Below are 14,652 nucleotides of genomic sequence, written 5' to 3' on the forward strand. Positions count from 1 at the left end.
CGGAACGCGTTACTGGGTGGGCCAGTCGAAGAACCCGCGGCCGGTCTTGCGGCCCAGTTCGCCGCGGGCCACCTTGTCCCGCAGGATCTGCGGCGGGGCGAAGCGCTCCCCCAGGGTGGAGTGCAGGTATTCGGCAATGCCCAACCGCACGTCAAGGCCCACAATGTCCGTGGTCCGCAGCGGTCCGGTGGGGTGCTTGTAGCCCAGGACCATTGCCGCATCGATGTCTTCGGCAGAGGCGACCCCCTCTTCCACCATCCGCATTGCCTCCAGGGCAATGGCCACCCCCAGGCGGGAGGACGCGAACCCCGGCGCGTCGTTGACCACAACAGCAGTCTTCCCCAGCGCTGCCACCCAGTTCCGCGCTGCGGCGGCAAGCCCGGCGGAGGTCCGTTCGCCCAGGACCACCTCGATGAGGGTGGAGGCCGGGACGGGGTTGAAGAAGTGCAGGCCCAAAAAGTCCTCGGGCCGCTTCAGTTCGTTGGCCAGCCCGGTCACGGACAGCGAGGACGTGTTTGAGGCGATGCACGCACCGGCGGTCAACTGCTCCTCGATCCCCCGGAGCGCCGCGACCTTCAGTTCCCAGTCCTCCGGAACTGCCTCCACCACCAGTTCCCGTCCCGCGAACGCGCCGTAGCCGGTGACCACCTCCAGGCGCGCCGCGAGGTCATCCACGGAGGCCGTCACTGCGCCGCGTTCAACACTCTTGGCCGCGGCGGACAGGACCCTGTCGCGGGCGGCGGCGGCAGCCTCGGCGTCGCGCTCCACCACCACCACGTCCGCACCCTTGACCAGGAACGCGTGGGCGATGCCGGCGCCCATGCGGCCGCCGCCCAGGACACCGATGGACCCCGGCAGGCCGGGGGAAAGCTGGGGGTTGGTCATGAGTCCTTCTTTCCGCCGGGCTGGGTACCCCGGGCAGCTTTGGTGTCCAGGAAGGCCTGCATCCTGTCGAACTTCGCCTGCGATTCGAAGAGGATGCCCTGGGCCAGCTGGTCGATGAGGGGGTGGGCTTCAGCCGGGGCGTGGAACACCTGCTTGGTGATCCGCACGGCCAGCGGGTCCTGCCGTCCGATCCGGTCCGCCAGGCTGTGGGCGGCGGCCATCAGGTCCGCCGTGTCATGGATCCCGGAAATGAGATTGACGGCCAGGGCCTCCTCGGCGCCGAGGACCCGTCCGGCCAGCAGGATCTGCTTGGCCACCGGCTCCCCCACCAGCTCCTTGAGGCGCCAGCCGGCCCCCGCAGCGGCGAGGATTCCCAGCCCGGTTTCCGGGTTGCCGATCTGCACTGACGGCGTGCCGATCCGGAAGTCGGCGGCGTAGGCCAGCTCCGCGCCGCCGCCCAGGCAGTAGCCGTCCAGCGCGGCGATGACCGGCATGGGCAGCTTGGCAATCCTGATGAAGATTGTGGAGTTGATGCCCTGCAGCGCATCGTCCCGCCGCCGTTCCCGCAACTGCCTGATGTCGGCGCCGGATGCAAAAACACCGTCAGTACCGGCGATGACGAGGATCCGCGGGGTCTGTTCCAGTGCCGTACACACCACGTGCAGCTCGTCGACCATCTGCTGGTCTATGGCGTTACGGACCTCCGGCCGGTTGAGCAGCACCACCACCCGGTCGGCGCATTCCTCCACCAGCAGGGCGGAGAAGGTTTCGGCGGCCAGGTCCACGGCGCCCGGCATCAGACTTTCTCCAACAGCAGGGCGGTGCCCTGGCCCACACCGATGCACATGGTGGCCAGGCCCAGCGCCGCATCTTCGCGCTCCATCCGGCCCAGCAGGGTGATGGCGATCCTGGAGCCGCTGGAACCAAGCGGGTGGCCCAGGGCGATGGCGCCGCCGTCGCGGTTCACAATGTCCGGGTCAAGGCCCAGGCGGCGGATGCTGGCCAGGGACTGGGTGGCAAAGGCCTCATTAAGTTCGACGGCGGCAACCTCACCGATGGTGCGCCCGCTCCGCGCCAGGACCTTGCGGGTGGCGGGCACCGGGCCGATGCCCATGATTTCCGGTTCGCAGCCGGCCGACGCGCCGTCGACGATGCGGGCACGCGGGACCAGGCCCAGCTTTTTGATGGCTTCTTCCGAGGCCACAATGATGGCGGATGCACCGTCGTTCAGGGTGGAGGAGTTTCCAGCGGTGACCACGCTGCCGCCGCGGACCACAGGCCGCAGCCCGGCCAGGACGTCCATGGTGGTACCGGCCCGGGGGCCTTCATCGGTATCCACCACGGTCTCCGATTTCCTGGTAGCCACCGTCACGGGCACGATTTCGTCCTTGAAGCGGCCGGCGGCAATGGCGTCCAGCGCCAGCGCGTGCGAGCGGACGGCAAAGGCGTCCGCTTCTTCGCGGGTGATGCCGTCCACGCGGGCCACTTCCTCGCCGGTCTCCGGCATGGAAAACGTCATTTTGCCATCCCTGGACAGCGGTCCCTTTTGGAACTCCGGGTTCACAAACCGCCACCCGATGGAGGTATCGAAAATCTGGCCGGGTTTGGCGAAGGCGGCGGCTGGCTTCTCCTGGACCCACGGCGCCCGGCTCATGGACTCCACCCCGCCGGCGATCACGATGTCCGCGGCGCCTGACTTGATCATGTGGCTGGCCTGGATGATGGCGCTCAGCCCCGAGGCGCAGAGCCTGTTGACAGTGATACCGGGAATGTGGAGGGGCAGCCCGGCCAGGACGGTGGCCATCCGGGCCACGTTCCGGTTTTCCTCACCGGCGCCGTTGGCGTTGCCCAGGATGACCTCGTCGATGCTGTCCGGATCGAGCCCGGCCCGGGCCACCGCCTCGCGGACCACCAGGGCCGCCAGGTCGTCGGGGCGGACGGCTGACAGCGCGCCGCCGTACCGGCCCACCGGGGTTCGTACCCCGCCAACAAGGAAAGCCTGCGGACCTGCGGTTGCAGCCATGGAAACACCCTTCACGCGATCAACAGCACTGTCATCGGCGCCCGGCAACGCGGAAAACCACTTACCGACCGTTCGTTCTGTAAATAGTACACGGGGCACCCGTCGTTGCGAAGCGCCCCAGCCGGGGCGTTACAGGACCGTCAACCCCAGGTGCGCCGCCAGCAACGGCGCCAGGAGGCTTAACTGGTACTCGTCCACCACCACACCTGCCAGGCTGCCGAGCCCGCTGATGGACCGGAATTCGGTCCCGCGGAGGTCAACGTCCTTGAGCTTTGCGCCGCTGACGTCAAGGGTGCCGATGGTGCAGTTTTTCAGTGCCACCCGCGTTCCGGTGGCCGACCCAAGGTCCAGTTCGTTGATGATGCAGTCGCTGATCAGGACGTCGGTGAGTTTGGCGCCGCGCAGGTTGAGGAAGTCCAGCTTGCCGCCATCGATATGGACCGACTGCCAGCCGCTTTCGTAGAGTTCCGCGGACCCCAGCCGGGGGTTCCGGACCTCGACGTCCCGCCAGGCGCTCCGGGCGGCCCGGAACACGGGGGCGTACAGCTCGCCGATGATGCAGTCACGGAAGGTGGCGCCGCGGAGCTGGGTGTCGTTGAAGGAGATGCCCTGGAACTCGCATTCGGAAAAATCAGCACCGCCCAGGTTCAGACCGTCCGCTGCTGCCCGGTGGAACCGGACACCGTCATACCGTTCGCCGCTGTGGAATCCCGCCGACTCCAGGTCCATCAGGTCCACGCCCGCCAGGAGTGCCCGGGAGAGCTGCGGCGCGGCGACCTTGGGGGCACGTGCCCGGGTGGCCGCCACTAAAGCGACTCCGCTTTGGCCGCAATGTCCGCGAGATCCTTGGCGAGGGCCTTGCGGGTGATGGCCAGCCCGACCTTGCCGAACACGGCCAACATCACGCGCATGGCCGCCGAAGGGTTGTCCACGTGGGTGCCGAAGGTGACAGTGAGGTCAGTGCCGCCCTCGCGTGGTGCCAGGCTGAACCGGGTGCTGTAGTCGGCACCGCCCTGCTCCGCTTTGACGGTGGTGCTGCGGGTCGGCTCCACTTGGGCCACCCACATCTCAACGGTCTCGGACCGGCCCATCATTTTCCGGGTCTCCTTCCAGCGTGTTCCCTCGCCGTAAGGACCGTCCGTGAGCGGCTGGACAGCTTCGACGCCGGACAGTGTGGTGGCCGAGCCGGGAATGTCCGTGATCACGGCCCAGACCTGGTCAGGTGTTGCCTGGATGTGCCGGGTGACGTTTGTGCTTTGGTCCATGCTTCGAGCCTAGCCGTGGCCGCCGACAACTTACAGGCAGGGAAAGTCCGGTCCAGCTTGATTTAGTAAGCAAGCTTCGTGTTATGGTGAAAATGCAGTATTTGATCAACGCAACGAAAGGTGGCAACCAGCATGGGCCTCGGAGACAAGATCAGCAACGCAGCGGAAGACATGGGCGGAAAAGCCAAGGAAGCTGCAGGAAACGCAACCGACAATGACAAGCTCAAAGCCGAAGGCCAGGCTGACCAGGTCAAGGCCGACGCAAAGAAGGTCGGCGAAAGCGTCAAGGACGAATTCAAGCGCAACTAGGTTCAGGCTGAGGCAGCCGGGCACCGCCTTCGGGTAGCCAGCTGCATTGCTGGAACGCAGCGCATAGACGGCGGCGGATCCCACGGGATCCGCCGCCGTTCTGCTGTGCGGACGCAGCAGCCAGGGATTCCAGCCGGCGAGTCCATTCCGCACAGCCAGCCCTGCGGCCTGTTGCCGGCAGCCGCCGCTAGCCTTGCCCCATGACCTTCATTGACCTTAGCGCCGAAAGCGCAGTTGCCGGCGGTTCCACCAACCTGCGCGGCTATCTGGCCACGCCCCCGGGGCCGGGCCCGTTCCCCGCCGTGGTGATGATCCACGAGGCATTCGGCCTGGACGCGAACTCAATGGGCCACGCGGACCGGCTGGCCCGGGCGGGGTACCTGACCCTCGCCGTCGACCTTTTCAGCGACGGCCGCAGGCGCTGCCTGGTGGCAACGATGCAAAGCCTGGTCAGCGGCCACGGCACGGCGTTTACGGACATTTCCGTGGCGCGCGCCTGGCTGGCCGGCGCCTCGGACAGCACCGGCAGGACGGGCGTGATCGGCTTCTGCATGGGCGGCGGCTTTGCCCTCCTGGCGGCCCACGACGGGTTTGACGCCGCGGCGGTCAACTACGGCAAGCTACCGGGCCGGCCGGAGGAGGCCCTCCGTGACGCCTGCCCCATCGTGGCCAATTACGGTGCCCGGGACAAAACCCTCAAGGGTGCCGCCGCCAGGCTGGAAACCGTCCTTGATGATCTGGGGATCGAAAACGACGTCAAGGAGTTTCCCCACGCCGGCCATGCGTTCCTCAACGAATCCGAGGCCGGGCCCGCCGTCCTGCGGCCGCTGATGCGGGTGCTGGGGATCGGGCCGGATCCGGAGTCTGCACCGGAAGCCTGGCAGCGGATTGAGGACCACTTCGCCCGCCACCTCAAAACGACGGCGCCCTGACGGGCTCTCCCGTTAAACGCCGGACGGCGGGGCACCCTAGGGGCGTCCCGCCGTCGTACGTTTCCAACCAGCCTGGCGGCTGCCGAAGAATTCCTAGCTGTAGAGCTCGTTCTTCGGTGCGTTGTTCCTGACCTTCTGCCAGCCGAGCCACAGCACCAGGGCGAAGAACGGGATGGTCGCCAGGGTCCAGAGGCCCAGGTAGAAGACCTCACCGCCCTTGTTGGTCATGGTGTCGAAGCCGATCAGGACCACAATCACCAGCAGTGCCACCAGCCCGGCCCAGCTGGTCCACGGCGAACCGGGCATGGGCAGGCTGGAGGTGACGCCCTTGCGGTGGCGCAGCGCGATCTGGCTGGCGAAGATGGCGCCCCAGGTGAAGATCACGCCGATCGAGGCGGTGTTCAGGGCGAGGTCGAAGGCGTAGGAGCCGCCCAGCCAGATGTTCAGCAGGATGCCCACCAGGTAGAACGCCGCGATGGCCAGGATGGCGGCGTACGGGACGTGGCGGGAGGACATCTTGGTGAGCCACTGCGGGGCGTGGCCGTTGTTGGCCATGGTGCGGAAGACCCGGCCGATCGAGTACAGGCCGGAGTTGCAGGAGGACAGGGCCGCGGTGATGACGATCATGTTCATCACATCGCCCACCCAGCCCAGGCCCATCTGGCCGAACACGGTGACGAACGGTGAGGTCCCGGCCACGTACTGGTCGGAGGGAAGCAGCATGGCCAGCAGGGTTACAGAACCGACGTAGAACACCACGATGCGGAGCACAACGGCGCGGATGGCCTTGGGCACTTCGCGCTTTGGGTTCTGCATCTCGCCTGCGGTGATGCCGACCAGTTCGATGCCGTTGTAGGCGAAGATCACGGCGTTCAGGACAAGCACCATCACCAGGGCGCCCTTCGGGAACATGCCGCCTTCAGCAGCGAAGAGGTTGTTCACCGAGGCGTTGCCGTCACCCACCTTGGCGTTGGTGACCACCATGAAGGTGCCCACTGCCAGGAAGATCAGGATGGCGCCCACCTTGAGGCAGGAGGCCCAGAATTCGAACTCGCCGAACGCCTTGACGCTGAGCAGGTTCACGGCCACCAGGAGCAGGAGCGCGGCAATGGCGCTGACCTCCACAGGGACGTTGGGGAAGAAGAACTGGAAGTACAGGCCGATTGCGATCAGTTCCGCGATGCCCGTCATGCCCCAGTTGATGAAGTACATCCAGCCGGACACATAGGCGCCCTTGCGGCCGAACATTTCGCCGGCGTAGCTGACGAACGAGCCTGAGGTCTGCCGGTACATGATGAGTTCGCCGAGGGCCCGCATCAGCAGGTAGGCGATGACGCCGGCAATGGCGTAGGAGAAGATCAGGGCGGGGCCGGTGGAGGCGAGGCGGCCGCCGGCTCCCATAAAGAGGCCGACGCCGATCGCGCCGCCCATGGCGATCATGGTGACGTGGCGGCGGCCCAGCGTTTTGCTGTATCCCTCGGCGCTGAGGGACGGGTCAGACGTGGCCGCGGCCGGGGTGTTCTTAAGATCTGAGGGGGTACTTTGAGGCACAACGATTCCTTGTAGGTTGGGGGTTGGCCGCATCCGGGGGCGAATGATCCAGATCACATAATTCGGTGTTTAGCCCCGGGGGCAACCGATTACATCCATGATCCTTCGCACAGCCGAAGCTTCGCGCGGCTCGTCCATCGTACAAGACGCGAAGGGTGCCACGTGACGCGCACAACACTTCCGGTGTCTGCAGTACCGGATCCGCCCCGCCCCGCCCCTGTACCCCGACCTCCCCCCGTTGCCCTATCACTTATGGTCGCTAAAAGGGCCCAATGGGAGCCATAAGTGATAGGGCAACGGGAGGGGAGACTAGGCTGAAACCATGGCCACCGCCCACCGGATTTCCCCTGCCCTGCAGCCGCAGCTGTACCGCTTCTCCCGCCTGGATTATGCCGCCGTGATTCTCTACATCGGCTTCGCGGGGATCTTCGCCCTGGCCGGGGAGTTCCTGGCCCCGCTGGTGGCGCAGCTGTCGCCGTCACCCGCAGCGGCCTCCTACGCTTTGAACCTGCTGTTCTACGCCTCGGTGGGCATCCTGGCGTTCCTGGCGGCGCGGAAGGTGGTGGGCCGGGACCTCCGCGTGCTGGCCACGCGGCCCTGGTTCACGGTGCTGATGGTGCCTGCGGGCGTGATCGTGATGATGATCCTGACGGCTGTGCTGGTGGCGCTGGGCGGTGAGGTCCAGACGTCCGTCAACCAGGCCGGGCTGCAGCGGCTGATGCAGCAGGTGCCCGCGTGGCTGATGGTGCCGCTGCTGGTGGTGGCCGGCCCGTTCGTGGAGGAGTTCATCTTCCGGCACCTGCTGATCGGCAAGCTGAGCCGGCGGCTGAACATCTGGCTCTGCTGCGCCCTGTCCGTGGTGCTGTTCGCCGCGCTGCACATCGCCGGCCGGGAAGCCATCACCCTCACCGCCCTGCTCCCCTACCTGGCCATGGGCGCAACCCTGGTGTTCGTCTATGTGTGGACCGGGAAGAACCTGATGTTTTCCTACTTCGTCCACGCGGCGAAGAACCTGCTGGCAGTGGTGTTCCTGTACGCCATCCCGCCCGAACTCTTTGAGCAGATGCAGCAGCTGCAGGCCTAGGCGCCCGCTGCCCGGAACGTGAAGCGGCGGGTGCCGATGGTGCGCCCGGTGATAAACACCTTCACCCCTGCTGCGGCGTTGGTGCCCGCGAGGTACCGGTAGCTTTCGCCGGGGTTGTATGCCGCCGGGGAATCGGGATCGGCGGCAAGGCCAGGGCCGAACTCGATGACGTCCGTCCCCACCCGGTACCGGCCCGTCTCCGCCACCAGCTGGTAGGTGTCCGGTTCATCCAGCGGCACCACGCCCTCCAGCCCGCCACCGGGTGCGAAGGTCAGTTCCAGGGCGTAGGCGGTGTCCGTGCCGTCAAAGGCCACGTCAACAACCGTCGCGGCGCCGGCCACGCTGACATCCACGCTGGTGGACAGCCGGTGCACCACCGTGGGGCGGCTGCTGAAGTCCATGGCGGCGCTGAACCGGCCCTCATGTTCAAGCGCGTAGATGCCGTCCGCCCGGCGTTTCGCGGCAGGCAGGGGCAAGTAGAAGTTCGCGGCCAGCTCCTCTGACAGGGCGACGGAGCTGCCCGTGCGGCGGGTGTGCTGGCTGCGGAACGGGCCCAGGTCGAAGAAGCTGCGGGAAAGGCGCACGCCGGAGAGGACCGCCGCCCCCGCCGCGAAGCGCAGGAAGGTGGGGTTGGTGGCCAGCCCTGACACCACCCCGGGATCCTGGTGGTCGCAGCCGCCGAACACCGTGGTCACGGCGCCGGCCTGCCGGAACCGGAACACCCCGCAGCGTTCCAGCGCAGCGTCCGCCGGGACCAGCGGCGGCGGCATAACGGCGGCCGACGCCGGCACAGCCTCCAGCGCCTGGCCCACCAAAGGATCCAGCCGGGTCAGCGCCAGCAGCTTGGCCGGTTCGTGCAGCGGGAAGCCCTCCAGCCAGGCCGCGGCCGCCGCGAACTCCGGGTTCCCGTCCTGGGCAGCGAGCCGGCGGTAGAAGGGCAGGAACGGGGCCGCTTCGAAGGCCTGCCACTGGTCCTGCCGGCGGGAGTGCACCGATTCCACCGTGCCGTCCGGGTTGAACCAGGGCAGGAACGCGGTGAGGTTGGCCCGGACGTGGTCCAGCAGTTCCGGCCGGTCCGAGCTGTCCGCGATGGCCAGCAGGGAAGGGTTGGTGACCGCCGTTGCGTACAGCGGGCTGCGCTCCGAGTACATGCCGTCCGGCAGCTGGTCGATCCCTTCGGCCAGCCACTCCGCAATCCGGGGGTCGATGTCCGGCCGCGGCTGCAGCTGGTTCATCTGTGCCAGCGCGGCGCAGAGCTCCCACCGGTGGTTGGGGGTGTGCACGCCGCCGGCCACCATGGCGTCCGTGGCCCGGGCGATGATGCCCCCCAGCCGCTCCGCCACCCCCACCAGCAACGGATCGGCGGCTGCCGCCGCGCCGCCCCGGATCAGGCCCAGGGCCAGGCACACGTCGTTCAGGGTGAACGCGGAGTCCGGCGGCGAGCACAGGTTGGTGCCGTCAAACAGGCCCGTGGGGCCCTGCAGCTGTTCCAGCCGGGCCAGGCAGGCGTCCATGTCCGCACCCAGCCAATCCTGGCCGTGATAGGCGGAACCGGGCTCCGTGTAGACGGCCAGCAACGCCAGCAGCCGGGACATGGCGGGCCGGTGCGCCAAAACCTGCGCGCCGCCGTCGTCCGTGTCCAGCATTGCCGCCACAAAACCGTCCGCCGCCTTTGCCACCCGGGTAAGGAAACCGGCGTCGGCAACAACTGTCTGCAAAATGCTTACCTTTCAGAGGTCCCGCCGGGGCGGAACGGGGTCAGTCCTTGAGGCCGGCGCTGACGTCGGCGTTGAGCACGTACTTCTGGAACACAAAAAACACCAGCACCAGCGGCAGGAGGGAGATCACGGACGCGCCCAGCAGGACCGGCCAGTCGATGTTCTCGGCGCCCACAATGCTGCGCAGCGCCACCTGGAGCGTGTACCACTTGGGATCGTTGAGCACGATCAGCGGCCAGATGTAGTCGTTCCAGCGCCACTGGAAGGAAAAGATGGCCAGGGTGAACAGGATGGGCCTGGACAGCGGGAGCATGATCCGGAAGAAGATGGCCAGCTCGCTGGCGCCGTCGATCCGTGCCGAGTGCAGCAGGTCATCGGGAACCGTCAGGAAGAACTGCCGGAACATAAACACGCCGGTGGCGGTGATGACGGAGGGGACGATGATGCCGGCCAGCGAGTTGTACAGGCCCAGGTCCCGGATCACCGTGAAGGTGGGGTTCAGGATCACCTCGGTGGGCAGCATGGTGGTGGCCAGGATGCACACAAAAAACAGCCGGGTGCCCTTGTTGTTGTACTTGGCCAGCGCGTAACCGGTGCAGGCGCTGAAGAAGACGGTCAGGACGGTGGTGACGATCGCCACCGTGGCCGTGTTCAGGAAGTACTGGGCGAAGTCCACCCGCTCCCACGCGTCCACAAAGCCCTGGAACGTCCATTCCCGCGGGATCAGCGACAGCGGGTAGCTGAACAGTTCGCTGCCGGGCTTGAAGGAGCTCAGCAGGAACCAGAGCAGCGGAATTGCGTAGAGGGCGGCGATGACCCACATCAGCACGGTCAGCGGCAGGGAGGTCCGGCCTCCGGCTTCGCTGTTTTTCCGTTTGCGGTTACGGGGCCGGGCAGCGGCCCGTTCGGCGCCGAGGGCTGGTTCTTCCGCCACGGCGGGCGGGAGGTTGGCAGCTGTTGCCATGGGTCAGGCCTTCTTCCGGTTGAACCGCAGCTGGATGAGCGCGATCGCCAGCAGGACCACCATCAGCACCATCGACGCGGCGCTGGCGTAGCCCACCTTCGACTGCTCGAAGCCGGTTTTGTAGATGTACTGCACGATCAGGGTGTTTTCCGTGCCCGGGCCGCCGTTGGTCAGCGCCTGGATCATGGCGAACTCCTTCATCGAGCCGATCGTGGAGAGCAGGATGACCATGAACGACGTCGGCGCGATGCCCGGGAACGTGACGTTCCGGAAGCGCTGCCACGCGTTGGCCCCATCCAGTTCGGCGGCCTCCAGCAGGGCCTCCGGGATGTTTTTCAGGGCCGCGATGAACAGCAGCATGTTGAAGGCGGTACCGCCCCAGGCCGAGGCGAAGATCACCACCATCAGGGCCAGGTTCCCATTGCTGGACCACGGCACCGCGCTGCCGCCGGCGCTGGTGATCAGGAAGTTCACAAACCCGAAGTCCTGGCCGAACAGCCACTTCCAGATGACGCCCACCACGATGGGAGAGATCAGCCAGGGCAGGAAGATGATGATCTTGGCGGCGGTGCGCCCCCGGACGGCCTTGCTGACCAGCAGCGAGGCCACCCCGAGGGAACACACAAACACCAGCGGCACCGAGAGCACGGTGTAAACGAACGTCCGGCCCAGCGCAGCGTAGAAGGTACTGTCCGCGAAGAGCTTCTGGAAGTTGGCCAGGCCGATGAAGTTCAGCTTGCCAACGCCCCGGTAGTCCGTGAAGGAATACAACAAACCCAGGGCTCCGGGCCAGACGAAGAACACCAGGAACAGGACCACGTTGACGCCCAGGAGGATCAGCGGTGCCAGGACGTAGCGGTTCCGGCGGTTCTGCTGGGACTTGCTCCGGACTGCCGGGGCAGGAGCCTGCTCCGGGGCCGGGGTGATGGTTGGCTGTGCCATGAAACTCAGGCGCCGTTGTAGAGCTTCACGATGTTCTCCACCGTGGTTTTGGCGTCCTGGCTGCCGGAAAGCATCTTGACAGTCTCTTCACGCAGCGGGTCACCCGAGAACGGGGCCTCGGCGTAGGCTTCCATGACCACACGCTTGATGGCGTTGTCGCCCTTGGCATCGTTCTCCGCGATCTGCTTCTGGTACAGGTCGAAGGACGGCTGCTGGAACTGGTACTCCACTTTGAGGTCCTTGGCCGGGATGTAGCCGCCCAGCTGTGCGAACTCGGTGTAGTTGGCATCGTCGTAGAACCAGTCGATGAACTTCTTGGCTTCCTCATCGGCACCGGTGTCCTTGAAGGCGACCATAAAGCCGCCGCCGAGGTTGGTGGCGTTGACCGGCTGCTTGGGCAGCGGCACCGACATCCACTCGAAGTCCTTGATGTTTTTGTTGAAGTCCGCAACCTGCCAGCTGCCGGAGTAGTACGCGGCCACCTGGCCGGACTTGAACATCGCGTTGCCGTCCTCGCCGCTGAGCCAGACCGACTTGGGCATGGTTTTGTCGTCGTTGATCTTGGCAAAGTACTCAAGGGTTTCCACGGCTTTGTCGTCCGCAGCGTACTTGTCGCCCTCCTTGGCGAAGGCGGTGCTGCCGAACTCGTACATCATGGCGCGCAGGCGGTGGCCGGAGCGGTCCATCACCACGCCGTACTTGGCGCCGGCTTTCTCGCGCACCTCGGTGACTGCCGCGATGAACTCATCCCAGGTCCAGGCTTTGTCGATCTCGGTGGGGAACGCCACGCCGGCCTTTTCGAACAGGCTCTTGTTGACGAACAGGCCCACGGCCGTGAGGTCGGACGGGATGGCGGGGATGATGCCGTCCGGGGATTCCTGCAGGAAGTTTTCGCTGATGCCGTGGGACTTGGCAATGTCCGTGAGGTCCTGGAGCTGGTTGACCCAGAGCGGGTCGACGCTGGTGACCCGCGCCAGGGCCGGCAGGTCGTTGGCCGTGGCCGCGTTTTTGAGCTTGGTGGTGATGTCCGCGGTGGGGACGTCCACCACTTCGATGGTGATGCCGGTGGCTTCCTTGTACTTGGCCGCGGCGGCTGCGAACGCGCCGCCCTGGTTGGTGTCGCCGGAGAGGACCAGCTGAAGGGTCTTGGCGCCGCCGTCGGTGGAGCCGCCGCCACTGCCGCAGGCCGAGAGGCCCGCTGCCAGGGCTGAGAGTCCTAGTGCCGTCATGCCGAACTGCCGGCGGGTGATGCTGGAGATTCTTGTCTTCTCTGACAATGCCTTGTCCTGTCTCTCGCTAATGCTCCTGGGCCAGCTCGTAGCCCTTGGCTGGAGGCTTGTCCGCCACCGGCAACACCGCCGGGGGAAAAGCCTTTCCTGGTAAACTGTGACCCATGTCATGACATATTGTCAAGAGTACTTTCCAACGTTATAGGCGTTTTCCCGCAAGGCCTGGCAGCGCTTCCCCGCAGCCGCATGCCACCCCGATCCGCACCTGGCACGCAAGCACAACCTTCCACCGGAGCACCTGCCACCGTACCTTGGTTGGATGGGACTGAATATCCAGATTGTCATTGATTGCCGGAACCCCCACCAGCTGGCCGACTGGTGGGCTGAAACCCTGCAGTGGGCGGTGGAGCCGCAGGACGCAGCCTTCATCCGGTCCATGATCGAGCAGGGGTTCGCCACCGGGGACCAGACCATCACGCACCGCGGAAACCTGGTGTGGAAGGACGGCGCCGCCATCCGCCCGCCGGAGGAGATAGCGTCCAAGGCCCCCACCCGTCGGCTGCTCTTCCAGATCGGACTGGAGGAAAAGACCGGCAAAAACCGGGTGCACTGGGACCTGAACTTGGCAGGCCGGGACAAGGACGAGGTGCGCAGTGAGCTCGAAACCAGGGGTGCCACGTTCCTGTGGACCGCCAGCCAGGGCCCACATTCCTGGCACACCATGGCGGACCCTGAAGGCAACGAGTTCTGCATCAGCTGAGGCCAATTACTAGACTTGCACGGTGAGCAATCAAATCCCCGCACCGGTGTCCGACGTCTTCGACCCCACCCGCTGGCGGGTTGTGTCCGGATTCGACGACTTCCAGGACATGACCTACCACCGCCAGGTGGAGCGGGATGCTGACGGCGGATGGGTCCGGGACCTGCCTGCAGTCCGGATCGCGTTCAACCGGCCCGAGGTCCGGAACGCCTTCCGGCCCGGCACCGTGGACGAGCTTTACCGCGCCACGGACCACGCCCGGATGAGTCCGGACGTGGCCACCGTCCTGCTCACTGGCAACGGCCCCTCGCCCAAGGACGGCGGGCACTCGTTCTGCTCCGGTGGGGACCAGCGGATCCGCGGCCGGGACGGCTACCGCTACGCGGACGGCGAGACCCAGGAAAGCATCGACCCGGCCCGCGCGGGCCGGCTCCACATCCTGGAGGTCCAGCGCCTGATCCGCACCATGCCCAAAGTGGTGATCGCCGTGGTCAACGGCTGGGCGGCCGGCGGCGGCCACTCCCTGCACGTGGTGGCTGACCTCACCATCGCGTCCCGCCAGCACGGAAAGTTCAAGCAGACGGACGCCACTGTGGGCAGTTTCGACGCCGGTTACGGCTCGGCGCTGCTGGCCCGCCAGATCGGCCAGAAGGCGGCCCGGGAAATCTTCTTCCTGGCCCGCGAATATTCCGCGGAGGACATGGTCCGGATGGGTGCCGTCAACGAAGCAGTGGACCATGAACGGCTCGAGGAAGTGGCCCTGGAGTACGCGGCGGACATCGCCCGGCAGTCCCCGCAGGCCATCAGGATGCTCAAATTCGCGTTCAACCTGGCCGACGACGGCCTGGCCGGGCAGCAGGTGTTCGCCGGCGAAGCCACCCGGCTGGCCTACATGACGGATGAGGCGGTGGAGGGCAAGGAAGCCTTCCTGCAAAAACGCGACCCCGACTGGTCCAACTTCCCGCACTACTTCTAAGGCAGGCAATGCAA

The 14,652-nt window shown here is 66.2% G+C and carries 15 protein-coding genes; 5 read left to right on the top strand and 10 right to left on the bottom strand.

Annotated features, from left to right (window positions below; genetic code table 11):
* Positions 1-9 precede the first annotated feature (9 nt).
* The 5 genes from ACRB8A_RS15320 to ACRB8A_RS15340 all read right to left on the bottom strand — a co-directional run bounded on the left by ACRB8A_RS15320 (position 10) and on the right by ACRB8A_RS15340 (position 4,173).
* Entirely contained in the window at positions 10-885 is an 876-nt protein-coding gene (locus ACRB8A_RS15320) for a 3-hydroxyacyl-CoA dehydrogenase family protein (protein WP_432245042.1), read from the bottom strand.
* Positions 882-1,682 carry an enoyl-CoA hydratase/isomerase family protein gene (locus tag ACRB8A_RS15325; protein ID WP_432245043.1) on the bottom strand — a complete coding sequence of 267 codons (801 nt, stop codon included), beginning with the start codon at positions 1,680-1,682 and terminating at the stop codon, positions 882-884. Before ACRB8A_RS15325 ends, ACRB8A_RS15320 begins: the two co-directional genes overlap by 4 nt.
* Entirely contained in the window at positions 1,682-2,908 is a 1,227-nt protein-coding gene (locus tag ACRB8A_RS15330; RefSeq protein ID WP_050684478.1) for a thiolase family protein, read from the bottom strand. Before ACRB8A_RS15330 ends, ACRB8A_RS15325 begins: the two co-directional genes overlap by 1 nt.
* A 129-nt stretch (positions 2,909-3,037) precedes the next feature.
* A complete protein-coding gene (locus ACRB8A_RS15335) occupies positions 3,038-3,637 on the bottom strand; it encodes a pentapeptide repeat-containing protein (protein WP_285240487.1) in 600 nt (199 codons plus the stop codon).
* Between the two features lie 77 nt (positions 3,638-3,714).
* Positions 3,715-4,173, bottom strand: a complete 459-nt coding sequence (locus ACRB8A_RS15340; protein ID WP_432245044.1) for an SRPBCC family protein — start codon at positions 4,171-4,173, stop codon at positions 3,715-3,717.
* 132 nt (positions 4,174-4,305) lie between these two features.
* On the opposite strand from ACRB8A_RS15340, the gene ACRB8A_RS15345 reads away from it, so the two are divergent.
* Together ACRB8A_RS15345 and ACRB8A_RS15350 are read left to right on the top strand one after the other, a co-directional pair.
* Positions 4,306-4,482: a CsbD family protein gene (locus tag ACRB8A_RS15345; protein WP_050684450.1), complete on the top strand. Its 177-nt coding sequence runs from the start codon at positions 4,306-4,308 to the stop codon at positions 4,480-4,482.
* 200 nt (positions 4,483-4,682) lie between these two features.
* On the top strand, positions 4,683-5,414 hold the full coding sequence (locus tag ACRB8A_RS15350; protein WP_432245045.1) for a dienelactone hydrolase family protein: 732 nt from the start codon (positions 4,683-4,685) through the stop codon (positions 5,412-5,414).
* A 93-nt stretch (positions 5,415-5,507) separates the two neighbouring features.
* Here the strand turns inward: ACRB8A_RS15350 and ACRB8A_RS15355 are convergent, their stop codons facing one another.
* A complete protein-coding gene (locus ACRB8A_RS15355) occupies positions 5,508-6,965 on the bottom strand; it encodes an amino acid permease (protein ID WP_050684448.1) in 1,458 nt (485 codons plus the stop codon).
* A gap of 322 nt (positions 6,966-7,287) precedes the next feature.
* Between ACRB8A_RS15355 and ACRB8A_RS15360 the strand changes: the two genes are divergently transcribed.
* On the top strand, positions 7,288-8,049 hold the full coding sequence (locus ACRB8A_RS15360; protein ID WP_050684447.1) for a CPBP family intramembrane glutamic endopeptidase: 762 nt from the start codon (positions 7,288-7,290) through the stop codon (positions 8,047-8,049).
* Here ACRB8A_RS15360 and ACRB8A_RS15365 read toward each other — a convergent pair.
* Genes ACRB8A_RS15365 through ACRB8A_RS15380 form a run of 4 tightly spaced genes read right to left on the bottom strand, consistent with a single transcriptional unit; the run spans position 8,046 to position 12,950 of the window.
* On the bottom strand, positions 8,046-9,767 hold the full coding sequence (locus ACRB8A_RS15365) for a hypothetical protein (RefSeq protein WP_432245046.1): 1,722 nt from the start codon (positions 9,765-9,767) through the stop codon (positions 8,046-8,048). The two genes, ACRB8A_RS15360 and ACRB8A_RS15365, sit on opposite strands and share 4 nt — an antisense overlap.
* 40 nt (positions 9,768-9,807) lie before the next feature.
* The gene (locus tag ACRB8A_RS15370) at positions 9,808-10,731 is read right to left on the bottom strand and encodes a carbohydrate ABC transporter permease (protein ID WP_432245047.1); all 924 of its coding nucleotides are present in this window, start codon (positions 10,729-10,731) and stop codon (positions 9,808-9,810) included.
* A gap of 3 nt (positions 10,732-10,734) precedes the next feature.
* Entirely contained in the window at positions 10,735-11,673 is a 939-nt protein-coding gene (locus ACRB8A_RS15375; RefSeq protein WP_197273518.1) for a carbohydrate ABC transporter permease, read from the bottom strand.
* Between the two features lie 5 nt (positions 11,674-11,678).
* Positions 11,679-12,950: an ABC transporter substrate-binding protein gene (locus ACRB8A_RS15380; RefSeq protein ID WP_050684445.1), complete on the bottom strand. Its 1,272-nt coding sequence runs from the start codon at positions 12,948-12,950 to the stop codon at positions 11,679-11,681.
* A 271-nt stretch (positions 12,951-13,221) separates the two neighbouring features.
* Here ACRB8A_RS15380 and ACRB8A_RS15385 point away from each other — a divergent pair, with 271 nt between their 5' ends.
* A complete protein-coding gene (locus tag ACRB8A_RS15385) occupies positions 13,222-13,662 on the top strand; it encodes a VOC family protein (protein ID WP_050684444.1) in 441 nt (146 codons plus the stop codon).
* Positions 13,663-13,684: 22 nt separating this feature from the next.
* A complete protein-coding gene (locus ACRB8A_RS15390; protein ID WP_432245048.1) occupies positions 13,685-14,638 on the top strand; it encodes a 1,4-dihydroxy-2-naphthoyl-CoA synthase in 954 nt (317 codons plus the stop codon).
* Positions 14,639-14,652 lie beyond the last annotated feature (14 nt).

Origin of the sequence: Arthrobacter sp. G.S.26, from assembly GCF_050847375.1 — a bacterium.
Lineage (GTDB): Bacteria > Actinomycetota > Actinomycetes > Actinomycetales > Micrococcaceae > Arthrobacter.